At 63.7% G+C, this 25638-nt stretch carries 26 protein-coding genes; 14 read left to right on the top strand and 12 right to left on the bottom strand.

The annotated features are described in order from the left end of the window. Nucleotides 1-11 precede the first annotated feature (11 nt). Entirely contained in the window at nt 12-896 is an 885-nt protein-coding gene (coxB, locus tag ATC00_RS01700) for a cytochrome c oxidase subunit II (protein ID WP_064251770.1), read from the bottom strand. Between the two features lie 368 nt (nt 897-1264). On the opposite strand from coxB, the gene ATC00_RS01695 reads away from it, so the two are divergent. Then, a complete protein-coding gene (locus tag ATC00_RS01695) occupies nt 1265-1795 on the top strand; it encodes an invasion associated locus B family protein (RefSeq protein WP_037379301.1) in 531 nt (176 codons plus the stop codon). A gap of 81 nt (nt 1796-1876) precedes the next feature. On the opposite strand, the gene ribB is transcribed toward ATC00_RS01695, so the two are convergent. Then, complete coding sequence (ribB, locus tag ATC00_RS01690) at nt 1877-2977, bottom strand: 3,4-dihydroxy-2-butanone-4-phosphate synthase (RefSeq protein ID WP_064251781.1); 1101 nt, start codon at nt 2975-2977, stop codon at nt 1877-1879. 19 nt (nt 2978-2996) lie between these two features. Next, nucleotides 2997-4094 carry a chorismate synthase gene (gene aroC / locus ATC00_RS01685; RefSeq protein WP_064251769.1) on the bottom strand — a complete coding sequence of 366 codons (1098 nt, stop codon included), beginning with the start codon at nt 4092-4094 and terminating at the stop codon, nt 2997-2999. A 508-nt stretch (nt 4095-4602) separates the two neighbouring features. Between aroC and ATC00_RS01680 the strand changes: the two genes are divergently transcribed. Next, nucleotides 4603-4863, top strand: a complete 261-nt coding sequence (locus tag ATC00_RS01680) for a DUF1344 domain-containing protein (RefSeq protein WP_012707100.1) — start codon at nt 4603-4605, stop codon at nt 4861-4863. 43 nt (nt 4864-4906) lie between these two features. On the opposite strand, the gene ATC00_RS01675 is transcribed toward ATC00_RS01680, so the two are convergent. The 4 genes from ATC00_RS01675 to ATC00_RS01660 all read right to left on the bottom strand — a co-directional run bounded on the left by ATC00_RS01675 (nt 4907) and on the right by ATC00_RS01660 (nt 8367). Continuing rightward, on the bottom strand, nt 4907-5491 hold the full coding sequence (locus ATC00_RS01675) for a histidine phosphatase family protein (RefSeq protein WP_064251768.1): 585 nt from the start codon (nt 5489-5491) through the stop codon (nt 4907-4909). A 137-nt stretch (nt 5492-5628) separates the two neighbouring features. After that, complete coding sequence (gene fabI / locus ATC00_RS01670) at nt 5629-6447, bottom strand: enoyl-ACP reductase FabI (protein ID WP_037379294.1); 819 nt, start codon at nt 6445-6447, stop codon at nt 5629-5631. Nucleotides 6448-6651: 204 nt separating this feature from the next. Continuing rightward, nucleotides 6652-7704 carry a DnaJ C-terminal domain-containing protein gene (locus tag ATC00_RS01665; RefSeq protein ID WP_064251767.1) on the bottom strand — a complete coding sequence of 351 codons (1053 nt, stop codon included), beginning with the start codon at nt 7702-7704 and terminating at the stop codon, nt 6652-6654. Nucleotides 7705-7914: 210 nt separating this feature from the next. After that, entirely contained in the window at nt 7915-8367 is a 453-nt protein-coding gene (locus ATC00_RS01660) for an RT0821/Lpp0805 family surface protein (protein ID WP_064251766.1), read from the bottom strand. Nucleotides 8368-8505: 138 nt separating this feature from the next. Here ATC00_RS01660 and pdxH point away from each other — a divergent pair, with 138 nt between their 5' ends. Next, nucleotides 8506-9126: a pyridoxamine 5'-phosphate oxidase gene (pdxH, locus tag ATC00_RS01655; protein WP_037379288.1), complete on the top strand. Its 621-nt coding sequence runs from the start codon at nt 8506-8508 to the stop codon at nt 9124-9126. 114 nt (nt 9127-9240) lie between these two features. Here pdxH and ATC00_RS01650 read toward each other — a convergent pair whose 3' ends face one another. Continuing rightward, entirely contained in the window at nt 9241-10293 is a 1053-nt protein-coding gene (locus tag ATC00_RS01650) for a polysaccharide deacetylase family protein (protein ID WP_064251765.1), read from the bottom strand. 245 nt (nt 10294-10538) lie between these two features. On the opposite strand from ATC00_RS01650, the gene ATC00_RS01645 reads away from it, so the two are divergent. After that, nucleotides 10539-11792: a D-alanyl-D-alanine carboxypeptidase family protein gene (locus tag ATC00_RS01645; RefSeq protein ID WP_064251764.1), complete on the top strand. Its 1254-nt coding sequence runs from the start codon at nt 10539-10541 to the stop codon at nt 11790-11792. A gap of 9 nt (nt 11793-11801) precedes the next feature. On the opposite strand, the gene ATC00_RS01640 is transcribed toward ATC00_RS01645, so the two are convergent. The 3 genes from ATC00_RS01640 to ATC00_RS01630 form a co-directional block, all read right to left on the bottom strand. Further along, nucleotides 11802-12314 (bottom strand): GNAT family N-acetyltransferase, encoded by a 513-nt coding sequence (locus ATC00_RS01640; protein ID WP_064251763.1) that lies wholly within the window; start codon nt 12312-12314, stop codon nt 11802-11804. A 10-nt stretch (nt 12315-12324) separates the two neighbouring features. Further along, the gene (gene tldD / locus ATC00_RS01635; RefSeq protein ID WP_064251762.1) at nt 12325-13740 is read right to left on the bottom strand and encodes a metalloprotease TldD; all 1416 of its coding nucleotides are present in this window, start codon (nt 13738-13740) and stop codon (nt 12325-12327) included. A gap of 70 nt (nt 13741-13810) precedes the next feature. Further along, nucleotides 13811-15010: a winged helix-turn-helix domain-containing protein gene (locus ATC00_RS01630; RefSeq protein ID WP_064251761.1), complete on the bottom strand. Its 1200-nt coding sequence runs from the start codon at nt 15008-15010 to the stop codon at nt 13811-13813. Between the two features lie 133 nt (nt 15011-15143). Between ATC00_RS01630 and ATC00_RS01625 the strand changes: the two genes are divergently transcribed. The 5 genes from ATC00_RS01625 to ATC00_RS01605 are packed head-to-tail and all read left to right on the top strand — an operon-like array spanning nt 15144 to nt 19697. Continuing rightward, nucleotides 15144-15824 (top strand): energy-coupling factor ABC transporter ATP-binding protein, encoded by a 681-nt coding sequence (locus ATC00_RS01625; RefSeq protein ID WP_037379280.1) that lies wholly within the window; start codon nt 15144-15146, stop codon nt 15822-15824. Continuing rightward, nucleotides 15818-16423 carry a CbiQ family ECF transporter T component gene (locus tag ATC00_RS01620; protein ID WP_037379278.1) on the top strand — a complete coding sequence of 202 codons (606 nt, stop codon included), beginning with the start codon at nt 15818-15820 and terminating at the stop codon, nt 16421-16423. Before ATC00_RS01625 ends, ATC00_RS01620 begins: the two co-directional genes overlap by 7 nt. A 32-nt stretch (nt 16424-16455) precedes the next feature. Beyond that, nucleotides 16456-17019: a biotin transporter BioY gene (locus ATC00_RS01615; RefSeq protein WP_037379276.1), complete on the top strand. Its 564-nt coding sequence runs from the start codon at nt 16456-16458 to the stop codon at nt 17017-17019. Between the two features lie 4 nt (nt 17020-17023). Then, the gene (locus ATC00_RS01610; RefSeq protein WP_064251760.1) at nt 17024-18520 is read left to right on the top strand and encodes a class I adenylate-forming enzyme family protein; all 1497 of its coding nucleotides are present in this window, start codon (nt 17024-17026) and stop codon (nt 18518-18520) included. Next, on the top strand, nt 18504-19697 hold the full coding sequence (locus ATC00_RS01605; RefSeq protein WP_064251759.1) for a thiolase family protein: 1194 nt from the start codon (nt 18504-18506) through the stop codon (nt 19695-19697). The genes ATC00_RS01610 and ATC00_RS01605 overlap by 17 nt, the downstream gene beginning before the upstream one ends. On the opposite strand, the gene ATC00_RS01600 is transcribed toward ATC00_RS01605, so the two are convergent. Further along, nucleotides 19685-20086 (bottom strand): acyl-CoA thioesterase, encoded by a 402-nt coding sequence (locus tag ATC00_RS01600; RefSeq protein ID WP_064251758.1) that lies wholly within the window; start codon nt 20084-20086, stop codon nt 19685-19687. The two genes, ATC00_RS01605 and ATC00_RS01600, sit on opposite strands and share 13 nt — an antisense overlap. Before the next feature lie 14 nt (nt 20087-20100). Between ATC00_RS01600 and ATC00_RS01595 the strand changes: the two genes are divergently transcribed. From ATC00_RS01595 to dxs, 5 genes are all read left to right on the top strand, one after another. Next, complete coding sequence (locus ATC00_RS01595; protein ID WP_037379268.1) at nt 20101-21069, top strand: zinc-dependent alcohol dehydrogenase family protein; 969 nt, start codon at nt 20101-20103, stop codon at nt 21067-21069. Nucleotides 21070-21132: 63 nt separating this feature from the next. Beyond that, nucleotides 21133-22062 carry a histone deacetylase family protein gene (locus ATC00_RS01590; RefSeq protein WP_037379267.1) on the top strand — a complete coding sequence of 310 codons (930 nt, stop codon included), beginning with the start codon at nt 21133-21135 and terminating at the stop codon, nt 22060-22062. A 3-nt stretch (nt 22063-22065) separates the two neighbouring features. Continuing rightward, entirely contained in the window at nt 22066-22320 is a 255-nt protein-coding gene (locus ATC00_RS01585; RefSeq protein ID WP_064251757.1) for an exodeoxyribonuclease VII small subunit, read from the top strand. 241 nt (nt 22321-22561) lie between these two features. Then, a complete protein-coding gene (locus ATC00_RS01580) occupies nt 22562-23485 on the top strand; it encodes a pirin family protein (RefSeq protein WP_064251756.1) in 924 nt (307 codons plus the stop codon). Nucleotides 23486-23623: 138 nt separating this feature from the next. Then, on the top strand, nt 23624-25561 hold the full coding sequence (dxs, locus tag ATC00_RS01575) for a 1-deoxy-D-xylulose-5-phosphate synthase (protein ID WP_082911934.1): 1938 nt from the start codon (nt 23624-23626) through the stop codon (nt 25559-25561). Nucleotides 25562-25638 lie beyond the last annotated feature (77 nt).

Below are 25638 nucleotides of genomic sequence, written 5' to 3'. Positions count from 1 at the left end.
TCCCCTTCCGATTACTGTGCGGCGTTTGCGGCGACGTCGACGGTTTTCACCGCGCCGTCGGTGGACGCCATGAGCGCCTTGTTCGCTTCGCCGAGATTGGTTGCGGCGGCGGCGAGCCAGGCGTCGTATTTCTCCTGCGCAACCACGCGGATGGCGATCGGCATATAGGCGTGATCCTTGCCGCAGAGCTCGGAACACTGGCCATAATAGAGACCTTCGCGGTCCGCCTTGAACCAGGTCTCGTTGAGACGCCCCGGAACCGCGTCGATCTTCACGCCGAAAGCCGGCATGGCGAAGGCATGGATGACGTCGGCGGCTGTGACCAGAAGACGGACGGTCTTGCCGACCGGTACGACGACTTCGTTGTCGACTGCGAGCAGACGCGGATAAGCGGCCTTGTCTTCCTTGCCCAGGCCCGCGCGGTCTTCGTCCTTCAACAGCAGGCTGTCGAAGGACAGCGGATTCTCGCCGACCTCGTATTCATAGGACCAGTACCACTGATTGCCGGTCGCCTTGACTGTCAGGTCCGGATTCTGCGGCGGCGTGAGCTGCGCGGTGAGAAGCTGGAAGGAGGGGACGGCCAGGAACAGCAGAATGATCACCGGACCGACGGTCCAGATCACTTCGATCGCGGTGTTGTGGCTGGTCCGCGACGGAACGGGATTGGCGCCCTCGCGGAATTTCACAACGACGAGGATCAGCAGCAGGAGAACCAGGAGGGTGATCGGAATGATGAACCACAGGGTATATTGTTCAAACCACGTGATTTCTTCCATGATGCCGGTTGCGGCCGGCTGAAAGGTCGTCTGCCAGTCGACAGGCTTGTCAGCAAAGGCGCTCGAACCAAAGAGCAGACAGGCAAGCGCTGCCAGAACTGCATAGGCCTTGTTTTTCACAATTACGTCTCCCCAATGCGCTTGATCAGGATCAAACCCGGAACGCAGAATCCCTGCGATACTGGAAGCGCTTCAAACCACAGTTTGACCAGCGCCGCAACATCTGTGCAATGAACCTCATGCGGCATTTTTGCACAAAGCCAAGTTTTCCCGCTGCCGCCCTTCGCGCCGGATCGGAGATTGTATTCGGTCCGCGATCCGCGCCTTGGCTACGCGCCGCCTTCGCGGCGAAAACGTCCGGCGCGTCCGATGCGCTCGATATAGGCCCAATTTCGGCCATATGCCGCTGGAATGTAAGTGACGGGGCTTTTCATTTATATCTCTGCGCTTCAAGAATAGCCCGAATGATTCGACGTTTTGAGGTTTACATGGGCCTGTCCCTCTTCTCCCGGCTGCCCGCTTTGATCGCGCTCGGAATTGCCGCCTTCGTCTTTCCCGCTGCAAGCATGGCCCAGCAGTCTGCCGCAACCCCCGGGACGGTCAAGTCGAACCACGGCGCCTGGTCGATCGTCTGCGATCAGCCGGCCGGCGCCTCGGCCGAACAATGCGCGCTGATGCAGAACGTCATCGCCGAGGACCGGCCCGAGGTCGGGCTCTCGGTCGTCGTTCTCAAGACCGCCGATCGCAAGGCGAAGATTCTTCGCGTTCTGGCACCGCTCGGCGTGCTTCTGCCCAACGGGCTTGGCCTCAATGTCGACGGCAAGGATATCGGCCGCGCCTATTTCGTGCGCTGTTTCTCCGACGGCTGCTATGCCGAAGTGGTGCTCGAGGACGAGCTCCTGAAGACGATGCGCGCCGGCGGGACGGCAACCTTCATCGTCTTCCAGTCCCCGGAGGAAGGGATCGGCATTCCGGTCGACCTCAAGGGGTTCGGCGAAGGCTATGACGCGCTTCCCTAAAATCACGGATGCTTTCGAATGATAAAGCCGCGCTCTTTTCGATGCGCGGCTTTCTTGTGAGCGCGATCGTCCGCCTGCGCGCTACAGGATCTCTGTCGCTGCAATCTTGATGCCGAACCCTTCGAGGCCAACATAGTGGCGCTCGCGGGAGGAAAGCAGACGGATCGATGTGATGCCGAGATCCTTCAGGATCTGGGCGCCAAGGCCGATCTCCAGCCATTCGCTTTCGCGCGCCTGCGCTTCCGTATGGGCTTCGCGCTCGTGCTTGCCCTTTCGCGCGGTCTGCGAGACGCCGACGCCGACCGAGCCCTCGCGCAGATAGACGATGACGCCCCTGCCCTCTCCTGCGATGCGCTTCATGATCTCGTCGATCTGGCGGCCATTGCCGAAGACGTCCGCGCCGACATTTTCGAGGTGCAGGCGGACGGGAATATCGACGCCGTCGCGAACGTCGCCGAAAACCACGGCGAGATGCTGCATCGGATCCCAGGGCAGCGCGTAAGTGTGGGCGTTCGCCTTGCCGTAGGCCGTCTCGATCTCGAAGCTATGGGCCTTTTCGATCAAGGTCTCCTTGCGCTGGCGGTAGGCGATGAGATCCGCAACGGAGACCTGCTTCAGACCGTGGGTCTCGGCGAAGGCCTCCACCTGCGGGCCGCGCGTCACGGTGCCGTCATCATTGACGAGTTCGCAAATGACGCCGATCGGCGGCAGGCTCGCGAGCTTGCAGAGGTCGACTGCCGCCTCGGTGTGGCCGGAGCGCATCAACACGCCGCCCTCGCGCGCCACCAGCGGAAAGATATGGCCGGGCCGCACGAAATCCGTCGCTCCGACATTCGGATTGGCAAGGTTCCTGACCGTCAGGGTGCGGTCGTCGGCCGAAATGCCGGTCGTCGTTCCGTGCTTGAAGTCGACGGAGACCGTAAAGGCTGTAGTGTGGGCGGAATCGTTCTCGGCGACCATCGCATTCAGATTGAGCCGCTTCGCCTCGTCCCGCGGCATGGGCGCACAGACGATGCCCGAGGTGTGCCTGACGATGAAGGCCATCTTCTCAGGTGTGCAGTGCACGGCCGCTACGATCAGGTCGCCTTCGTTCTCGCGCCCGCCGTCATCGGTGACGACGACGATCTCGCCGGCCTCGAAAGCGCGAATGGCCTCGACGACGCGCTTCTGGTCATAGGACATCTTCATTCTCTCCAGCAGATTACTTCAGACGACCGGTCTGGCCCCGGTCGCGCAGATAGTGATCGGCGATCGTGCAGGCAAGCATCGCCTCGCCGATCGGCACCGCCCTGATCCCGACGCAGGGATCGTGGCGGCCCTTGGTGCGCACGTCGACCTCGTTGCCGTCGCTGTCGATGGAGCGGCGCTCCGTCAGGATGGATGAGGTCGGCTTGATCGCGAAGCGCGCGACGATCGGCTGGCCGGTCGCGATGCCGCCGAGAATGCCGCCGGCATGGTTGGAAAGGAAGACAGGCTCGCCGTCCGACCCGATGCGCATCTCGTCGGCGTTCTCCTCGCCGCTGAGCTCGGCCGTGGCAAAGCCGTCGCCGATCTCGACGCCCTTGACGGCGTTGATCGACATCAGGTTCGAAGCGATGTCCTGGTCGAGCTTGCCGTAGATCGGCGCACCGATGCCGGCCGGTACCCCTTCGGCGATCACCTCGACGACCGCGCCGATCGACGAGCCGGCCTTGCGGATGCTGTCGAGATACTCCTCCCATACCGGAACGATGGCCGGATCCGGCGCGAAGAACGGATTGTTGTTGACCTCGGCCCAATCCCAATTGGCCCGATTGATCCGCTGCTTGCCGATCTGCACGAGCGCAGCGCGCACGACGAGGCCGGGCACGACCTTGCGGGCGATGCCGCCGGCCGCGACGCGGGCCGCCGTCTCGCGTGCCGAGGACCGACCGCCGCCGCGATAGTCGCGAATGCCGTATTTGACGTCATAGGTGTAGTCGGCATGGCCTGGGCGGTAGCGCTTGGCGATCTCCGAGTAATCTTTCGAGCGCTGGTCGGTGTTCTCGATCATCATCGAGATCGGCGTACCGGTCGAGATCATCGTCGCGCCGTCCTCGTCGAGCATCACGCCGGACAGGACCTTCACCAGATCGTCTTCGCGGCGCTGGGTCACGAAGCGCGACTGGCCGGGCTTGCGCTTGTCGAGCCAGGCCTGAATTTCCGCGAGCGTGAAACGAATGCCGGGCGGGCACCCGTCGACGACGCAGCCAAGCGCCGCTCCGTGGCTCTCGCCCCAGGTGGTGACGCGGAAGAGATGACCGAAGGTATTGTGCGACATGACGGCTACCGTGCTCAGGACCCGAGAGATCGGACGGACCGACGCCCTTCGGATCGATTCTAATCGAGTGCGAGCAGACGAGAAAGACTTCGCATTTTCGTCCTGCTCAGACCGCGCGAAAGCGCGCGCCCTCTCTTAGTGTAAAGCGCTCATTGGGGAAAGGGCTTCCGCTGGCGCGGGAGGACTTGCCGCAAGCCCGGATTTTCGGCCCCGGTTCGCTTGGACTACGGTCCACGGTTGTAGCGGCCCTGCCTGCCGCCCTGGAGTTCTCCGCGATCTTTCTTTGGAAAACTCGCTGCGACATCCTTCGGAGGGGCGTACAGCACCCGCGTTCCGGCCTTAGCGGCTTGAAATTCCCGTGGCCGGCGTTCACTCTTCCAGCCGCCGAAAGCACTGTTCGCAATCAGCAGCTAAATCCTAAAAAACCATGGCAAAAAGAACTTTTGCCACAATCGGGGATCAAAGGGTGATTACGAGGAAATTCGCAGTTTGGAAGAGGGCAGGAAAGATGCGATTTGTCATTGCGACGCTCATGGCTACCGCAAGCTTGCTATCGCCGCTCTCGGTCCACGCAGAAAGCGCCGACGTCGAGGCCGTGATCACCAATATCGACACCGAGCAACTGAGCCTCTCGCTGGACGACGGCAAAAGCTATCAGGCGCCCGAGGAATTCAACTTCGAGGGACTTGAGGCCGGCGTCAAGGTTCTCGTCTTCTACACAGAAGTGGATGGCAAACGCGTCATCAACGATCTGGAAATAGTTCAGTAGGCTGGTCCCAAGGGTCCGGCGCGAACATTTGTGCGCATCCCGCCTAAAGCCAGTTGATCGAGCCGTCGACGATCTTCAGCAGCCGGTCCTGTGGAATCGCTGCTGCCGCCGCCTCATCCGGCTCCATTTCTCCGAGCAGCTTGAACAGAGTACGGATCACTCCGCCGTGGCTGACGCAGACGGTGGGCTTCCTCACGTCCTTCAGCCAGGCGCCGACACGCCAGGAGAGGATCTCATAGCTTTCCGCATCCGCCCCGGGGGGGATAAAGTCCCATTTTGCCACCCGCCGCGCGGCAATGCGCTCCGGCACCCGGCGCTTCAATTCCGACAGCGTAAAGCCCTCCCAGGCACCGAAGGAGACCTCCTTCAGCCGCTCGTCGGTGCGGTAGATGAAAGGGTCGAGCCCCATGGCCCGCCTGAGGCGCTCCATGGTCTCGCGCGTCCGGCCAAGCGGGCTGCTGACGAAATCGAAGCTGGCGGCATTCCGCCCGAGGATCTCTCCGAGGGCCATGCCATTGCCGATCGCCTGCTGGCGGCCGGTCTCGTTGAGGGGAATATCCTTCTGCCCCTGAAGACGACTCTCGGCATTCCAGTCCGTCTGGCCGTGGCGAACCATGTAGATGAGCACAGTGTTCACTCCGGATGAGGCGGCCGCCCGCCGTGTCTTGCCAACTACGCGAAGGGCGCTCGCGCAATTGGGCTGCTGCATGGATCTTAGCCCGAATTCGGTCCAAGAATTCAAGCAGTTGCACGCAAGACCCGCAATCAGTCCTTCAGGACCGAAATGTCCGGAGCGTCGACCGCTTTCATGCCGACCGTATGATAACCGGAATCGACATGGTGCACCTCGCCGGTGACGCCGGTAGACAGGTTGGACAGGAGATAGAGCGCCGAATTGCCGACCTCCTCGATCGAAACGGTGCGCTTCAGCGGCGCGTTATACTCGTTCCACTTGAGGATATAGCGGAAGTCGCCGATGCCGGATGCGGCCAGCGTCTTGATCGGGCCGGCCGAGATAGCATTGACGCGGATGCCGCGGTTGCCGAGGTCGACGGCGAGATAACGCACGCTTGCTTCGAGTGCCGCCTTGGCGACGCCCATGACGTTGTAATGCGGCATCACCTTTTCGGCGCCGTAATAGGTCAGCGTCAGCATCGAGCCGCCATCATTCATGATGCGCTCGGCACGCGCCGCAACCGCCGTGAAGGAGTAGACGGAAATATCCATCGTGCGGGCGAAGTTGTCGCGGCTCGTATCGAGGTAGCGGCCCGTCAGCTCGTCCTTGTCGGAGAAGGCGATCGCGTGCACGACGAAATCGATCTTGCCCCATTTCTCCTCAAGCGCCGAGAATACGCCGTCGATCGTGGCAAGGTCCGTCACGTCGCAATGACCGGCCATGAAGGCGCCCAGTTCCTGCGCCAGCGGCTCGACGCGCTTCTTCAGCGCGTCGCCCTGCCAGGTCAGCGCGATGTCAGCGCCCGCTTCCGACAGAGCCTTCGCGATGCCCCACGCGATCGAGCGGTTGTTTGCGACGCCCATGATGACGCCGCGCTTGCCATTCATCAGACCCGATGCCTGAGCCATGGAATGTCCCCAATACTGTCTGCCGGGACCGGCCGGAGCCGATGCCAGATTTCCGAATGTCGATGGCGCCGCACCATGCCACCAGAGATGGGTGCGGCAAAATGTCGAGAATTGCCTATGGCATAGCCGCCAGAGCGGTTCAAGCGCGTCGCGGATCAGGAACTGTTAGTCCCCGTAATATTGGTTCAGCTTGTCATTGAACCGTTACAAATAGAGGCCGTCGCGCTGCGACCGCATTAGGTCCGTGACCTTGTCGTCGGGCTTTTCGTGCAGGACCAGCCGCAACTCGACGAGGAGGTCGCCGCTTTCGCCGTCAGCTCCCTTCAAACCCTTGCCGGCTATTCGGATGATCCTGTCGGATCCCGACCATGCCGGCACCGCGACGGTCACGGCTCCGCTCGGCGTTTCGATCTCGGTCTCGCAGCCGAGGACCGCATCCTGGAGATCGACCGGCAGTGTGGTCACCAGATCAAGGCCCCGGGTGCGGAAGGCGCCGTCCTGACGGATACGCAGGGTCACGACGACGTCGCCACGGGCCATGCCGGCGACCCGGTACCCCTGTTCCTTCAGGCGAACCACCTGCCCGTCGATCGCGCCAGGCGGAACTCCCACCTTCACCGTTTCGCCGTCCGGAAGCTCCAGGGAGACACGCCCCCGGCTGATCACCTCGTCGAGGCTCACCGGCAAATCGACAGCCAGATCCGGCACTTTCTCCGCCGTCTTGATAATGCGGTCGCGGATGCGCCGGACGATTGCCGCAACCAACTCCGTTCCGGGCGCTGCAAGGCGCCGGACCGTTGTGTCCGTCCTTGCCGGCTCCTGTTTCGTTTCGACGGGCGATTCCGGCCTTGCCTCGGCGGCGGGGGCGGCCTTCTCGGCGGGGCGCTGCGCCGAGGCCCTCGGCCTGGTGCCGGATGGCGCCGGTTGCGGATCGACGCCAAAAATGCGCGATACCGCCTCCTCGGCGCTCTCCGCGCCGACCGGCTCCTCGACCGCCTCCGGACCGCGCATCTTTTCCTTCATTGCTTCCATGCGGCGCAGTTCCGCCTCGCGCCGCGCATGGTCGTAGCGGCTCCTGCGCGCCGGATCCCGCAGCAGTTCGTAAGCCCGGCCGGCTTCGGCAAAGCGTTCGGTCGCCAGCGGATCGCCCTGGTTGTGATCTGGATGGATGGCCTTCGCGACCGACCGCCAGGCGGCCTTGATTTCGTCCTGTCCAGCGCCGCGACGCACGCCGAGGATTGCATAGGGATCACGCATGGCTTGTCACCACATTCTTTGAACGGCCAGCCCTTCGCGGCGGCGCGTCTACGCACTACGACGACAGCCCATGATGGGCCGCTCTTCTCGAAGGCGATGATCCGGGGAAGTTGCTAAATAACGGTTAGCCGGGCGGTCGCGTCGCAGGCGGTTGCTGGTCGCGCGGGCCGCAGTCCCGCGTCTTTGCGGGGATGTGGTTAACCGGGGATTTCAGCCCTGCGGGCCGAAGCTCGTCAGATACCACTCGCCGTTGTCGAGCTGGCAGGTCCGTCCGTCGAACTTGGCAATGCCTTCGAAGGAGTGGCGCGTGGTGGTGAAGCGGCGGCAGAGGACGCCGGAGGCGCGGTCTTCCTCGATACTGCTGATGACCCCGGCGCTGCCCGACGAGGCGTTCGCCCAGGGAATGGCGTTGCTGCTCTCAGTGATATCCGCAGAGGAAACCGCATTGCGCACGGCGACCGCGTCCGAGAGACCGTCGGACGTCTTAGCGACCGGCACGGTCCCGGTCGCAACGGAACGATCGACACTCGAACTTCCGAAGAGGTCGAGACCTCCGCCCATGCAGCCCGGAAGCACCAAGACGGTCAGGCACAGAGCCGCATTGCGCAGCAGCGCAATGGAAAAACCCTTCTTGCCACCGATCCACTTTGCTATGTCTTGCACGGCAATCCTGTCAGACTCGCCAGAGCCGAGCGCAGCCCGAGGAAGCGCTGGCGGGCTCCGACATTTTTCGATGCGGAAACGATAATCGGGCTCATCCCGACGCGCTCCCGCGCCAGATACACGGCATAGGAAGGCAATATGACGGCGAATGAGTTAACAACCGGTGACTTCACGGAGACAGACGAGCCCTTTTCCCTCTTTGGCACATGGCTGAAGGACGCCGAGAAGAGCGAGGTGAATGACCCCAACGCGGTCGCCCTTGCGACCGTCGATCCCGATGGACTGCCCAATGTGCGCATGGTGCTGCTCAAGGGGTTCGACGAACGCGGCTTTGTCTTTTACACGAATTTCGAGAGTCAGAAAGGCCGCGAATTGCTGGCGACCCGCAAGGCCGCCATGTGTTTCCACTGGAAATCACTGCGCCGCCAGGTGCGCCTGCGCGGTCCCGTGGAAATCGTCAGCGACGAAGAAGCGGACGAATATTTCAGGAGCCGGCCGCGCGGCAGCCGCATCGGCGCCTGGGCTTCGAAGCAGTCCCGACCACTCGAGAGCCGCTTCGCGCTCGAGAAGGCGGTCGCCGAATTCACCGCTCGTCACGCCATCGGCGAAATTGCGCGTCCGGAATACTGGTCCGGTTTCCGCATCCGCCCAACCTCGATCGAGTTCTGGCATGACCGTCCATTCCGGCTGCACGACCGCATGGAGTTCCGTCGGCCCGTCCCGGAAGGGGGGTGGGAGAAGGTGCGGATGTATCCCTGAGGAGGGAGCCGCGATCTATCGCGCGCCTACAGCGCCCGCGCGTCCAATCGGACGCGCTAAGGTCGCTGGAGCACTTTGAACTGCTGCATGATTTGTCCTTAAATCGATTCCGATTTAAGGAATCTGCAGTAGCCGGAACGGAATGCCGGAGGCGAGCGCAGCGACATAGCGTTCGCTCTGGAAGTGACCGTTCAGCGAGATCCGCGGCACGGCATGAAGATTGACGTCGGCGGAGAGCGTGCCCGGTTCGGTCGTCACGGCAACGGTGAAGCCGAGATCCGCGGCCAGCCGGTGGTCGCGGTCCGAAACCGTCGACCCGTAGCCATAGGGATAGGCGATGGTCAGCGGCGGCCTGCCGGTGATCGCCGCGACGCGTGCGGCGGATGTGGCGATTTCCCGGCAGGCCTCGTCGTCATCGAGCCGCGCCAGCGCCCGATGGCTGATCGTATGCGCGCCCAGGCTGGCGAGCGGGCTTGCGATCAGGGCGCGAAGACCGCTCTCGTCGAGCGTCAACCGCTCGGTGATGGCGAAGGGATCGATGCCCTGCGCCAGCGCAGCTCGGTTCAGCGCCGCCACGGCACTCGCCTCGTCGGTGCTATGGATAAAGAGCGCGATGCGATCGAAAGCCGCTCGCTTCTGCACAAGCGTGCCGCTCGAAAGCGGCACCGCACCATCGCCGAAGTCGAAGCGGAGCTCGCGGCTGATGGACAGCAAATCCGCAAGCGTTTCCCACCACAGCGTGTGGCTGCGATCGACATAGCCTGCGGTGACGAAAACGGTGAAGGGAACGGCGTGCTGTTCGAATACGGGCAGCGCCCATTCGAGATTGTTGCGATAGCCGTCGTCGAGCGTGAAGCTGGCGAAGGGCCGATCGTCGGTCGAGGCGAGGCACGCCGGCAGATCTTCGAGAGCGACGAAACGGTAGCCGCCGCGTTTCAATGTCACGATCGTCTTTTCAAGAAATGCCGGGGTGATTTCCAGATGCGCGTTGGGATCAAAGTCGCGACGGTCCCTCGGGCGGACATGATGCAGGGTAAAGACGGCGCCGAGACCGCGGGCCTCACCCATCAGGCCGGCACGCCCAAGGAGATGTGCGGCCTCGAGCCCGCCGGCAATTGCGGCCCGCCGCAAATGGTTGCGGACGATCTTCGCGACCAACTGTTGCATCCTTCTCTGCTGTCCGGCAACGGCTTGCGAGACGCCGCCAAATCCGCCCTGCAGTCCTTGTCCGAAGCTTTACGCCACCTCTGTTAAGCCTTGCTGAATCGACCGGGGCTGCCATCGAAAGTCGGGACAACCCTTAAAAAGGGGCTGCGCTTATCGATTTTCGGCCTTAATGTTACGACAAATCCACGGCGGCCACGTCCTGACACATTTCGCGCGCCAGAAGCCACGCGGTTCAAGGGGGAATCATGAAGAACTTGCAATTTGCCTTGGCGGCGATCGTTGCATTCGTCGCCGCCACCGCATCGGCTTTCGCTGGCAATGCTTCTCTCGTGATCGACGCCCGCAGCGGCAGGGTTCTTTCCGCCGAGAACGCGGACGAACTGAACTATCCCGCATCGCTGACGAAGATGATGACGCTGTATATGACCTTCGAGGCGTTGCATCGGGGCGAGGTCAGTTGGCAGACTCCAGTGCCGATGTCGAAGGAAGCGGCGCGCAAGCCGCCGACCAAGCTCGGTCTCAAGCCCGGCGACGCCATCACCGTCGAGCAGGCCGTCTACGGCATGATCATCCATTCCGCCAATGATGCCGCTGCGGCGATGGCGGAAAAACTCGGCGGCTCCGAAGCCGCCTTTGCCCAGATGATGACCGCGAAGGCACGCCGGCTCGGAATGACGCGCACCGTCTTCGTCAACGCATCCGGCCTGCCTGCAAGCCAGCAGGTGACGACGGCGCGCGACATGGCAAGGCTCGGCATGGCGCTGCTCCGGGACTTTCCGCAGGAGTATCGGCTCTTCTCGGCGCAGAGCTTCAATTTCCGTGGCCGGGTGATCCGAGGCCACAACAAGCTGATGTATCGCTACGACGGCATGGACGGCATCAAGACCGGCTATACCAACGCTTCCGGTTTCAACCTGGTCAGCGCCGTCAGGGACGGCAACCGCCGCGTCATCGGCGTCGTGCTCGGCGGACGGACGGCGAAAAGCCGCGACAACAAGATGGCGGCGCTGCTCGATCAACACCTGGGCAGGGCGTCGCAGTCTGGCAGCGGATCGGCGATGGCCGCGGCAAGGCCGCTCGACACGGTCGAGGTCGCGACCTTGCCCGGCGTGTCTCTCTATTCCGAACCCAATCGTGCCGGAAAGAAGGCGAGCGCAGCTCTCATGGCGGCATCGCCCGCCGCAGCGGTTCCGGCGGATCGGCCAACCGAAATCGAGGTGGTGGCGCGCGCCGAGCCGAAGGCAGATGCCTACTGGCAGATCCAGATTTCGACGTCACCCACGGCAGAAGCCGCGCGCAGGATCCTCGTCGAGGCACAGTCGGCCGGCGGTGCGGCCCTGCTCGGCGCCTCGCCGCATACAGACGTAGACGGCACGGGCTCCGGCAAGCGCTACCGCGCCCGTTTTATCGGCTTTCCCAGCCGCGAGGCGGCCAACTCGGCCTGCGCCATCCTCAAGAAAAGGTCCTACGACTGTCTGTTGCTTCCCGGCCGCAGCTAAGTTCAGGACCTAAACTGCTGCCAAACGGCGAACGTAGAATTTCGTATCGACGCCCATGACCGGAAAGCTTGCCGGCAGGTCTTGCCTGGCGATTTCGACAAAGCCGTTCCTTTCGTAGAACCGATGGGCGGCAAGGAATTTCTCGGTCGTGCCCAGATAGACCGCCCTTACCTGCCGTTGTTCGGCGTGGGCGAGGAGTGCATCAAGCAGGCGGGTGGCGACGCCGTGTTCGCGGCCGCGAAAGTCGGACGCGACGAACATCTTGCGCAGGGCCGCCTCGGTGCCTCCGATATCCTTCAGCGCAATCGTGCCGACGATCCGTTCGCCGACGGCTGCAACCCAGAATTCGCCGTCACCGGTCTGGTAGAATTCGGGAATTGCCCGAAGGTCCGGCTGATCTTCGGCTGTGATAGCGATGCCAAACTCTTGCCGTTGGATCGGCAGGATGACGTCGATGACGCCCTGCTCGTCTGCCGCCGAAAACCGCCGGATTTCCAGAGTTTCTGCTGCCTGACTAGTCATGCCGCCCTGCCTATGCCTGCGTGCCGCCGACGGTGATTTGGTCCATCCTGAGATGCGGCTGGCCGACGCCGACGGGCACCCATTGGCCCGCCTTGCCGCAATTGCCGATGCCGGTGTCGAGCTTCATGTCGTCGCCGACAAGTGTCACCCGCTTCATCGCGTCCGGTCCATTGCCGATCAGCATGGCGCCCTTGACCGGCGCGCCAACCTTGCCGTTCTCGATGAGATAGGCTTCGGTGCAGCCGAACACGAACTTGCCCGAGGTGATGTCCACCTGGCCGCCGCCGAAGGAAACCGCATAAATGCCCTTCTTCACCGAGGCGATGATTTCAGCGGGCGTACGGTCGCCGGCAAGCATATAGGTGTTTGTCATGCGCGGCATCGGGACATGGGCGTAGCCCTGGCGGCGGCCGTTGCCGGTCGGCTTCATGCCCATCAGCCGGGCGTTCTGCCGGTCCTGTATGTAGCCGACGAGCTTGCCGTCCTCGATAAGCACGTTGTAGCCGGAAGGCGTGCCCTCGTCGTCGATCGAGATCGAGCCGCGCCGCGCCTCGATCGTGCCGTCGTCGACGACGGTGACGCCCTTGGCGGCCACCTGCTCGCCCAGCAGCCCGGCGAAGGCGGAGGTCTTCTTCCGATTGAAGTCGCCTTCGAGGCCGTGGCCGACCGCTTCGTGCAGCATCACGCCCGGCCAGCCGGAAGCGAGCACCACGTCCATCGTTCCTGCCGGCGCATCGATTGCCTCGAGATTGACGAGTGCCTGCCGCAACGCCTCGTCGGCACCCTGTTTCCAGTTTTCCTCGGTGATGAAATCGCCGAAGCCGCGCCTGCCGCCGATGCCGAAGGTACCGGATTCCTGCCGGTCGCCCTCGCCGACCACGACCGAGATATTGATGCGCGTCATCGGCCGCACGTCATGAACGCGGTGCCCGTCCGACCTCAAGATGTCCACCACCTGCCAGCTTGCAGCGACGGTCGCCGTCACCTGCCTGACCTTGGGATCCTTGGCACGCAGATAGGCGTCGATGTCCTGGAGCAGGCTCACCTTCGTCTCGAAACTCGGTTCGCCGATCGGATTTTCATCGCCATAGAGCTTCTTGTTGGTGCGCTGCGGGGCAGCGGCATAGGAGCCGGAATAGCCGCGGGTCACCTGCCCGACCGCGTCCGCGGCCCTTTTCAACGCGGCAAGCGACAATTCCCCGGCATGGGCATAGCCGACCGCTTCACCGGCAACGGCGCGCAGTCCGAAGCCCTGGTCGGTGTTGAAGCTGCCACCCTTCAGGCGACCATTGTCGAAGGAGAGCACCTCCGCCTGCGCATGCTCGAGGAAGAGTTCGCCGTCGTCGGCGCCGGCAAGCGTCTCGGAGAGAACCTTGCGGACCGTCGCCTCGTCCGCATCGAAGAGGCTTATGAGGTTGGTGTCCATCGTTCTGCTCCGCGTCGTGAAGGGTTCCTTCCATTTAGGAAGCCCGGCGCCGCAAGCCAAGAAAAATCGGTCAGGAGAGATCGGCGTTCCAGCCTTCGAGCAGATTGACCTCTCCGACGCCGGTGAAACGGGCGATCCGATCGAGTTCGGCCATCAGCCTCTCAATGCGGCCCGAAGCCGGCTTGATGCCTTGTTCGAGCCACAGGCGCTTCACGTCGAGGCTGCCGCGCTTGCGGTCGGCCTTCATGTCGATCCGGCCGATGAGCCGATCGCCTTCGAGAAGCGGAAAGACATAATAGCCATATTCGCGCTTCGGTTCGGGAACGAAGACTTCGATGCGGTAGAAGAAGCCGAAAAGGCGTTCGGTGCGGTTCCGGTCGCGCAGCAAGGGATCGAAGGGGCTTAGCACGCGAATGCGCGCCGGCGGGTCGGGAACATCGGGCAGATTGTCCGGAAAGCCCGCGAAGGCATAGGACGGCCGCGGCTTGCCGCCATTGGCAGGCTCGATGACGATTTCGCAAAGCTCGTCGCGATGCTCGGCAACCCAGGCCTTCGCTTCCTCGGGCGAGACGAGATCCCAAAAGGCGGCGATCTCCCCGTGCGTTGCAAAGCCGAGGCGTTCGAGGGCGCTGCGGCAGGCCCAATCGATAAATTCAGGATGGCTCACATCGCCGTCGTAGTGATGCGCCGGGATGACCCGTTCCGTCAGGTCATAGACCTTCTGGAAATTGACGCGGCGGGCGATCGCAACCCGGCCCTGCCGCCAGAGCACCTCGAGCGCCGTCTTCGACGGGTGCCAGTTCCACCAGCCGCCCGATTCGTGATGATCCTCCTTCAAGTCGCGCGCCATGACCGCGCCGCCGCTGGCGATCCGCTCATAGGTTTCGTCGCAACCCGCATCGAAGCCGTCACCGCGCCATTTGCGCCAGCGCTCGCTGAGCGTTTCGCTCTCCCATTTGAAGCGATGCTTCCAATAGACGAAGAAGGCGCTCGGGATGATCGAGGCGTCATGAGTCCAGTGCTCGAAAAGCTCACCATCCTCTTCCAGCAATTCGCTCAAATGCTCGCGGCGATAGGTCTGGTTGCGTGAAAACAGGATCTGATGATGGGCGCGCTCGACGGTGCCGATGCTGTCGACCTGCACGAAGCCGATATCGTGGATCAGCCGCAGAAGCCCGTCCTTGCCGAGCGCGCGATGCGGCGCGGCAGAGAGGCCCTGCTTGGCGAGAAAGATGCGCCGGGCATCGCGGTTGGTGAGGCGAATCGTCATGGGCAAGAGGATAGGCTTTTATTCCCATAATTCAAATACAGTCCAACCATAAAGCAATCCGGCAAAGGCTGCATTGCCCTTGCCGATCGAGTTGCCCTATAGAGCCACCACGACAACTGGACGAGGATCAAGATTGGACATCCGCTTCACCGATTGCTCGGTCCGGTTCGGCGAGCGGGTAGCGCTTCACCCGCTGACGCTTGCCCTCGACGAACGGCGGATCGGCATCATCGGCCTCAACGGTTCCGGCAAGACGACCTTCGCGCGACTGATCAACGGGCTCGTCAAGCCGACGACGGGCCACGTTTTGGTCAATGGCCTCGATACGGTGAAGGACGACAGGGCGGTGCTTGCCGAGGCGGGCTTCATCTTCCAGAACCCGCAGAACCAGCTGATCATGCCGATCGTTTCCGACGACATCGCCTTCGGGCTCAAGAATCGCGGACTGCCGACGCACGAGATTTCCGCGCGAACGGAGGCGGTGCTGTCCCGTTTCGGCGTCAGCCATCTGGCGAGACGGCGGGTGCACGAGCTTTCCGGCGGGGAAACGCAGCTTGTCGCCATGGCGAGCGTCGTTGTCACCGGCCCGAAAATCCTGATCCTCGACGAGCCGACCAACCAGCTCGACTTGCGCAACCGCCGCATGGTCGCAGCCACGATCGACGCGCTCGACGAGGATACGATCGTCATCACCCATGATCTCGGGCTTGTCGAAGGGGTCGAGCGCCTGCTGCTCTTTCACGAAGGTCGCCTCGTTGCCGACGGAAACCCCAAGGAGACGATCCGGCGCTATCACGAGGTGGCCGGATGCTGACGAGCCTCTATGTGGAAGGACAGAGCTGGTTCCACCGGGTGCCGGTGCGCGCGAAACTCGCCGCTCTTGTCGTCTTGAGCGTGGCGCTTTTTGCGATGAACGCGCCGCTCCTGCTGCTGCCGGCCTTCCTCCTCTGCGGCGCGCTCTACCTTTCGCTCGGCATGACGGCGCGCCAGGCATTTTCGCGGGTCGGCTTCGTCCTGTTCACCATCCTGGTGCTTGCAGGGATCAACCTCTTCCTCGTTCCACTCCCCCAGGTGATCGCACTCATATTGCGGCTGACGACCCTCGTGCTCTTCGCCGCCGCCGTTACAGCGACGACGACGATCGGCGCCTTCATGGATGAAATCACCATCCTGCTGAAGCCGCTGGAGCGCGTCGGGCTCCTGCGGGCGGCCGATGTCAGCCTGGCGCTTGGCCTCGTGCTGCGCTTCGTTCCGGATATCTTCGCCAGATATCAGGCAATCAGCGAGGCGCACCGTGCACGAGGACTGCCGATCCGGCCGATGACGATCATCGGGCCGCTGATCATCCTGACGCTGAAAGATGCGGATACGATCGCGGCGGCCATTGACGCGCGCGGATTCCGCCGCCAATAAATTCGCGCTTTCTAATAAAAGGGTAGGACCACATGAACACCAGAGACCTCGTCCTCATTGCGCTCTTTGCCGCAATCGTCGTCGTGCTCGGCCTCATCCCGCCGATCACGCTCGGCTTCATCCCCGTTCCGATTACGGCGCAGTCGATGGGCGTCATGCTGGCCGGCTGCATCATCGGCGCCAAGCGCGGCGCGCTTTCCTTTCTGCTGTTCATCCTGCTGGTCGCGATCGGCCTGCCGGTGCTGTCGGGCGGTCGCGGCGGACTTGCCGTCTTCGCCGGCCCCTCGGGCGGTTTCATTCTTGGGTGGGCGGTTGCCGCTTATGTCACCGGTCTCATTGCCGAACGCTTCGTACATCCGGGAAATTCGGAAGCGCGTCAGTTCGTCGGGTTCTTCCTCGCCTCCGTGATCGGCGGCATCGTCGTCCTCTATGCGATCGGCGTTCCGTGGCTCTCGGCAGTGACCGGCACGCCGCTCATGGCCGCCGCAACCGGTTCGCTGGTGTTCATTCCGGGCGATCTCCTCAAGGCGGCAATCGCCACGCTCGCCGCCCGCACCATCTACGCCGGCTATCCGCTGCTGCCGGCCCGCGCCTGAGGCAATGCCGCTTGCAGGCGCCATAGCGCGACATGCGGGCGAGCGCCCGCATGTCCCGGCCTTCCGCATGGAGAGCCGGGTTTTCACATATGGTGAGCTTGCCGCCGATGCGTGCCGGATTCTCCACGCGGTCGAACGATCAGCCGGGCTCGCAACGGAGCAAAGTGTCCTTTCCGGCCGCGTCCGGCTGATTGCCCTTGAAACCGGCAATCACCCGCTCTTTGCCGCAGCCTTCATCGCCGCGACATCGGGCGGCAATTGTGCCGCGCTCATCGATCCGCACCTCCCCGACTCGACCCGCCAGCGAATGAAGGAAAAGCTGAAACCGGAGATCGTCATCCGCGCCGCCGGCGATCTCCTGCATCTGGAGGTTCCGTCAGCGGGACAAACGCATTCGCTCGATACGTTCGACGGCTCCTCCCCGATCCGCGTCGGCGACGAGGCGGAACCGTTCCTCGTGGTCTTCACTTCGGGTACCACCGGGGAACCGAAAGCGATCATCCGCGACCGCCAATCCTGGCGCCTCAGCCTCGAAATTGGCCAGGATTTCTTCGGCCTAAGACCGGAAACGACGACCTATGCCCCCGGATCGTTGGCGCACGGACTGGCCCTTTATGCCCTCGTCGAAAGCCTTGCGGCCGGAGCCGAATTCATCGGCGCCCGCCACTTCGAGGCGCGCCAGGCACTCGACATCATCGGCGCCGCCAGGGCGAAACGCCTGGTGCTGGTACCGACAATGCTGCGGCGGCTTTGCGATGAGGCGGAAGGTGCTCATTTGCGCTGCGTCGAAAAGATCACCGTCGCCGGTGCCAAGCTGACGCCGGCGGACCGCAGCGCTGCAGCGCGCACCTTCCCCGCGGCCGAGGTGATCGAATATTTCGGCGCATCGGAACTCGGCTTCATCACAGTTGCCGGCGCGGACGAGCATCACGCAGCGACTGCCGTGGGCAAGGCATTTCCGGGCGTCCGGCTGGCCATCCTGGACGATCGCGGAAATCGCCTGCCGCCGGGGGAAGCCGGGACGATCTTCGTCGACAGCGCACTGATATCAGATGGCTACATGGTCGGCGGCGACAATGTCGGATTTCGACGCCATGGGCGGCTCGCCACCGTCGGCGACCTCGGATCTCTCGACGAGGACGGCACCTTGCATCTCATCGGCCGCGCCGGCGGCATGGTGCTTTCCGGCGGCAACAATATCTATCCCTCGGAAGTCGAGAGCGCGATCATGGCTGCGGCCAGCGTCCAGTCGGTGCTGGCCTTCGGCCTGGATCATCCGGATCTCGGCAGCGAGCTTGTCGCGGTCGTCCAGCCGAGCGATGATAGGTTCGAGCGTGAAGCGCTGGAGCGTCATCTTGCTGATGCGCTGCCGCGCTATAAGCATCCACGCAAGGTCTGGCTGTGCCGGGAAATGCCGATGACCGCCTCCGGCAAGATCGCGGCCGGACAATTGCGGCAATGGATCGCGGAGGAGAACGGTGCCCTTGAACGCCTCTTCTGATCCCACCCGCACACCGGTCGTCATCGCGGCGCTACGCACGCCGATCGGTCGCGTCAACGGCAGTCTCGCCGCGATCGAGCCCGCAAGCCTTGCCGCCCTGCTGATCGATCGCATCGTCTCGGACGTTGGTATCAATCGGAACGAGATCGACGACGTGCTTCTCGGCAATGCCGCAAACAGCGCCGGCAATCTCGCGCGGCTTGCCGCCCTCGAAGCCGGCCTGCCTGTTTCCATTCCCGGCGTCACCGTCGACCGCCAATGCGGCTCCGGGCTCGAAGCGATCGTCCTTGCGGCGCGGCAGGTCCAGGCCGGCGCCGGTCAATACTATCTCGCCGGAGGCACCGAAAGCGCCAGTCGCGCCCATATCCGGCTTCGGCCGCCGCTCGCACGTGGGGAAGAACTCCAGCCGGTGAAACGCGCGCGGATGGCGCCCGATTTTATTGGCGATCCGGATATGGGTGTTGCGGCGGAGAACGTCGCCACGGCGTGCGGGATTTCGCGGGAGCGTCAGGACCAGTTTGCGCTCGAAAGTCATCGTCGTGCCGTGGCTGCCCAGATTACGGGCCGCTTTGCGCGCGAGATCGTTCCAGTGGAAACGCCGACCGGCCCCGTCGCAAACGACGACTGCCCGCGGGCCAATGCCTCAGCCGAGACGCTCGCCCGGCTGAAGCCGGTCTTTGTCAGGGACGGCACCGTCACAGCGGGCAATGCCTGCCCGATCAATGACGGTGCGGCAGTCGTGCTGGTGACCTCGCTCGCCGCAGCGCGTCGGCTTGGCGTGCCCTTTGCACTCGAATTCATCGACGCGGCGACGGCGGGCGTCGATCCGAACCTCCTCGGCCTCGGCCCGGTGCCGGCAATGGCGAGGCTTCGGGCCCGCAATCCGACGCTCGACATCGACAAAGTAGACTTCATCGAGTTCAACGAGGCCTTCGCCTCGCAGGTCCTCGGCAGCCTCGATCCGCTCGGCATTTCGCCGGAGCGCGTCAATCGCGATGGCGGCGCGATCGCGCTGGGTCATCCCTATGGAGCCTCGGGCGCGATTCTCGTCGTCAGGCTGTTTTCCCAGATGCTCGCCGCAGTGACCAAGAGCGAGGGTCTGGCGATGATGGGTGTCGGCGGCGGCATGGGCGCGGTCGCCCATTTCCGCTCGCTGAGAGTGCGTCACACCGCATAGGCCGCGAGCCAGTCGCGCGTTGCGGCGGGCAATGCTACGGGCTGATGGCGAGCCGGATCGACGGCGACCCAGACGATTTCGACCTCCGCCGCCAGATGAGCGCCTGCCTCGACGCGCACGGCGAAGCTCACCGAACTGCCGCCGATCTTCGCCACGGATACGGTGAAGCGCGCCGGCTCGTCGAAGCGCAGGCCGCGATGAAAGAGGCAGGCAGAGCGGCGCACCAGATAGGCCGGCTCGTTCTTAACCGGCGGGCGATGCCGCCAGAGATTGGCCAGTGCCGCCTCGGCATGCGCATAGTAGGCCGCATTGTGCATGTGGCCATGCATGTCTATATCGCGAAACGGAATCCGGATTTCCGTGACAGTTTCCCGCTCTGTGCCGTCCATGCGAGGCCCCTTACATGCGCTCCACTCTCGTTAGACAGTTTGGCGATCCCGAACAAGTCATCGAGATCGTCGACACCGCCCGCGTCGAGCCGGGGTCAGGCGAGGTCGAGGTCGAGATCTCGCTTGCGGCGATCAACCCATCGGACCTGATCCCGGTGACCGGCGCCTATCGCGCCCGTACCGAACTGCCCTTCGTGCCCGGCTTCGAGGGCGTCGGCACCGTCAGCCGCGTCGGAGCGGGCGTGCACCAGCTGAAACCCGGAGACCGGGTCATGCCGATCGGCGCCAGTGGGCTGTGGCAGCAGTTCCTCGTCCGCCCGGCCGAATGGTGCTTTGCCGTGCCGGACGATTTGAGCGACACGCAAGCGGCAATGAGCTACGTCAACCCCTTGACGGCGCTGCGGCTCGTCGAGGCGCTGCGCCTGCATTTCGGCTCTCTCCAGGGCCGCAGCGTCGGCGTGACGGCCGCGGGTTCGGCGATCGGCGGCATGCTGATGAAGTTGCTTACGTTGGAAGGCGTTGTGCCAACAGCGATCCTTCGCAGCGACAAGAGCCGCACCTGTGTCGGCGAGGGATATCCGATTGTCGTGACCGACGGCAGCGACCTTCCAGCAGGGGCAAGGTTTGACGCGGTGCTCGATGCGGTTGGCGGGACGTTGGCCGCCGAGCTGATCAGCCGGACCATCCATCGAGGCGGGGCCTTCATCCAGTATGGCGCGCTGAGCGGCGTGCCGGTCCCGCAGGCAGCGATTGCCGGCCGCCCCGACGTTCGCTTCGCCTTCCTGTGGCTGCGGACCTGGGTCCACTCCGCCGGGCGCGACGCCCTGGAGGCTGCATTCGCCAGAAGCTTTGCGGGGCTTCGCGACGGGCTGTTCGCCAGCCCGGCCGCCGCAACCTATCCGTTGAGCCAGCTTGGCCAAGCCTTAACGCACCAGTCCGATCCGCTCCGCACCGGCAAGATCCTGCTCGATCCGCGCTGTTGAAAATCGGTACTTTTGCACTCGCGGCCATGGATTTTGACAGGCACGCGCACTAGCTTTGCGCGGATGACCACGCATCTCTATGAAAATGCTCTCTTCCAGGAACACAAAGTTCCGGAGGGGCACCCGGAGCGGCCGGATCGGCTGAGGGCGCTGAACCTCGCGCTGGAGCATCCGAATTTCGCGCCGCTGAAGCGTATCGAGGCGTCGAAGGGCAGCGAGGACCTGGTGCTGCTTGCCCATTCCGAGGAGCACCTCAGGTCGATCACCCGGGCGATACCGGACGAGGATATCAACCAGATCGAAGCCGATACCTATGCGAGCCCCTCAAGCTTCGTGGCGGCGCTGACCGGCATCGGCGGCGCCGTCGCTGCCATCGACGCGGTATTCGCCGGAGAGGCCGACAACGCCTTCGTCGCAGCCCGCCCGCCGGGCCACCATGCCGAAAAGAACAAGGCGATGGGCTTCTGCTTCTTCAACACGATCGCGATTGCCGCGCGCCATGCACAGAAGGCGCACGGCGTCGAGCGGGTCGCCATCGTCGACTGGGACGTGCACCATGGCAACGGCACGCAGGACATATTCTGGAACGATCCGTCGGTCCTCTTCTGCTCGACCCACCAGATGCCGCTCTATCCGGGCACCGGCGCCAAGGAAGAGACGGGCGTCAAGCACAATATCGTCAATGCGCCGCTCTCCCCCAACAGCGGCAGCGAGCACTTCCGCGACGCGTTCCGAAGCCGCGTTCTCGCTGCTCTCGACAATTTCCGCCCGGACCTCGTGCTGATCTCCGCCGGTTTCGACGCGCATTACCGCGATCCACTGGCGCAGATCAATCTTGTGGCCGAGGACTTCGACTGGGCGACCGGACGCCTCATGGAGGCCGCCGGCAATAGCGCCGGCAACCGAGTGGTCAGCATGCTCGAGGGCGGCTATGACCTGCAAGGTCTCGCCGAATCGGCGGCCATGCACATTCTGAGATTGATGAGAGGGTAATTGATGAACAACGACAATTCGCAGCCGGACGTCTCCGCCCTCTCGTTCGAGCAGGCGGTCGAGGAACTGGAGCGGATCGTCTCCGCGCTCGAACGCGGCGATGTGGCGCTCGACAAATCGATCGAGATCTATGAGCGCGGCGAGGCGCTGAAGAAGCATTGCGAGACGCTGCTGAAGGCGGCCGAAGACCGCATCGAGAAGATCCGCCTCGACCGCAACGGCAGACCGCAAGCGGTGGAGCCGCTCGACGCCGAATAGCGATCGGCTTTCGTCCGAGAATTTTGCCCCTCATCCGCCTGCCGCGCCCTCTCAAGTCCCCTCTCCCCTCTGCCGGGGAGGGCTAGTCCTCGGGTTAAACCCGAGGAGAGGGGCAACTCGCGCTTGCCATCTTGCCTACCATGCGACGACCGCAACCGGAAACATTGCGTCTCCCGTTTGGTGCTATCGCCGCAACAGCATCGGCGATAGTCTCCAGTGCCCACCAACCGGAGTAAGCGCCATGTCCTTTTTTCCCGGTCCCGATCCGCTCGCCGGCGACAAGCCGGCCTGTGACGCCATCGAGCATCTGATCATCCCGCGTACCAGCGACATCGGCGGCCTTGAGGTGCGCCGGGCGCTTCCAACGGCGCGGCGGCGGCTCGTCGGGCCGTTCATCTTCTTCGACCGCATGGGACCGGCCCTGCTGCGCGCCGGCCAGGCGATCGACGTGCGTCCGCATCCGCATATCGGTCTATCGACGGTCACCTATCTCTTCGACGGCGAGATCAAGCACCGCGACAGTCTCGGCACCGAGATGGTCATTCGCCCGGGCGACGTGAACCTGATGACGGCGGGGCGCGGAATCGTGCATTCCGAACGCTCGCCGGAAAACCAGCGCGGCCATGAACGTTCCTTGTCCGGATTGCAGACCTGGCTGGCCTTGCCCGACGACAAGGAAGAGGTCGATCCGATCTTCTCCCATACCGAAGGGCTCATGCTGCCGCACCTTGCCGATGGCGGCGTTCGCGCCCGGGTCGTCCTCGGGCACTTCGAAGGCACCGCCTCGCCGGTCTCCACCTTTACCGACACGATCTATGTGGATCTCGCGATCGAGGCCGGCCGCAACGCTCCGTTTGCCGCCCAATGGGAGGAACGCGCCATCTATATTCTCTCGGGCGAAGCGATCATTGCAGGCGATCATTTCGCCGACAACCAGCTTCTCGTCTTTCGGCCCGGCGACGAGATCACCATCACCGCGGGACCTTCCGGCTGTCACGTGATGCTCTTCGGCGGCGCCGCCCTCGGCTCGCCGCGGCATATCTGGTGGAACTTCGTGTCCTCGTCGAAGGAGCGCATCGACAAGGCGAAGGAAGAATGGGCGAGCGGCCGCTTCGATATCGTGCCGGGGGACGAGGAAGAGTTCATTCCGTTGCCGGCAAGCTAAATTTTTGTTGAGCCCTTGGTTGGCGACGCAGGAATGCCTAATTTTTGCATTCAACGACGATTGCGTCTAAACAGCCATTAAGACGGAAAATCACCAACAGTTCGCGCGCCGCCCGGCGGCACGCACGAGGCACGCAGCGTGACACAACTGCCAACCAATCCGATGCCGGCGACCCCGCTGCTCGACAAGGTCAATGTCCCCGACGATCTGAAGAAGATCGACGACAAGGACCTGCCGCAACTGGCCAGCGAACTGCGTGCGGAAATGATCGATGCGGTGTCGCGCACCGGCGGCCATCTCGGCGCCGGCCTCGGCGTGGTGGAATTGACGATCGCCATCCACAAGGTCTTCGACACGCCGCACGACCGGCTGATCTTCGACGTCGGCCACCAGTGCTATCCGCACAAGATTCTCACCGGGCGCCGCGACCGGATCCGCACGCTCCGCCAGGAAGGCGGTCTTTCCGGCTTCACCCGGCGCGCTGAAAGCGAATACGACCCGTTCGGCGCGGCGCATTCGTCGACCTCGATCTCCGCCGGCCTCGGCATGGCCGTCGCCGCCGATCTCGACGGCAAGAGCCGCAATGTCATCGCCGTAATCGGCGACGGTGCGCTGTCGGCCGGCATGGCCTATGAGGCGCTCAACAATGCCGGGGCGCTCGATGCACGCCTGATCGTCATCCTCAACGACAACGACATGTCGATCGCCCCGCCAACCGGCGCCATGAGCGCCTATCTGGCGCGGCTTGCCTCCGGGCGCACCTATATGGGCATCCGCGAGGTCGGCAAGAAGCTGACCGCCTATCTCGGCAAGACGGTCGACCGGGCGATCACCCGCGCCGTCGAGCACGCGCGCGGATATGTCACCGGCGGCACGCTCTTCGAGGAGATGGGCTTCTACCATATCGGCCCGATCGACGGCCACTCCTTCGACCATCTGTTGCCGGTCTTGCGCAACGTCCGCGACAATGCGCGCGGACCGGTGCTGATCCATGTGGTGACGCAGAAGGGCAAGGGCTATCCGCCGGCCGAGGCCGCCGCCGACAAGTATCATGGCGTCAACAAGTTCGACGTGATCACCGGCGCCCAGGCGAAGGCGAAGCCGAACGCGCCGGCCTACACCTCCGTCTTCGCCGACGCGCTGGTGCAGGAGGCTAGCCTCGACGACAAGATCGTCGCGATTACCGCCGCCATGCCGTCCGGCACCGGGCTCGACCGGTTTGCGGCGGTGCATCCATCGCGCTGCTTCGACGTCGGCATTGCCGAGCAGCACGCCGTCACCTTCGCCGCCGGCCTTGCCGCGGAAGGATACAAGCCCTTTGCGGCGCTCTATTCGACCTTCCTGCAGCGCGCCTACGACCAGGTCGTGCATGATGTAGCGATCCAGGGCCTGCCGGTGCGTTTCCCGATTGACCGCGCCGGCTTCGTCGGCGCCGACGGGCCGACCCATGCCGGCTCCTTCGACACGACCTATCTCGCCTCTCTGCCGGGTTTCGTGGTGATGGCGGCGGCCGATGAGGCGGAATTGAAGCACATGGTACGCACCGCCGCGGCCTATGACGAAGGCCCGATCTCCTTCCGCTATCCGCGCGGCGAAGGCGTCGGCGTGGAGCTTCCCGATCGGGGCGAGATCCTCGCGATCGGCAAGGGGCGGATCATCAAGGAAGGCACCAAGGTGGCGCTGCTTTCCTTCGGAACGCGGCTCGCCGACTGTCTTCTGGCTGCCGAGGACCTGGATGCCGCCGGCCTCTCGACGACGGTCGCCGATGCACGCTTCGCCAAGCCTCTCGACCAGGCGCTGATCCGCCGGCTTGCCCGTGATCACGAGGTGCTGATCACCATCGAGGAAGGCGCCATCGGCGGTTTCGCCAGCCATGTACTGCACTTCCTGGCTGAGGAAGGCCTGCTCGACGGCGGGCTCAAGGTACGACCGATGGTCTTGCCGGATATCTGGGTGGAGCAGGCCAAGCCCGAATCCATGTACGCCCAGGCCGGCCTCGACCGGGCCGGCATCGTCTCGACCGTTTTCAAGGCGCTCGGCCAGAAGCAGTCAGTGGGTCTCGGCGCGGCGGGCTAGGTCGTGTGGACAATTATCTGATCCATAGCACGATAGCTGCGATGGTGACGACGGCGAGATAGTTTCTGGCGGTTTTC

The sequence above is a fragment of the Sinorhizobium americanum genome, assembly GCF_001651855.1.
Lineage (GTDB): Bacteria > Pseudomonadota > Alphaproteobacteria > Rhizobiales > Rhizobiaceae > Sinorhizobium > Sinorhizobium americanum.
This window is presented reverse-complemented; position numbering and strand designations above follow the sequence as displayed.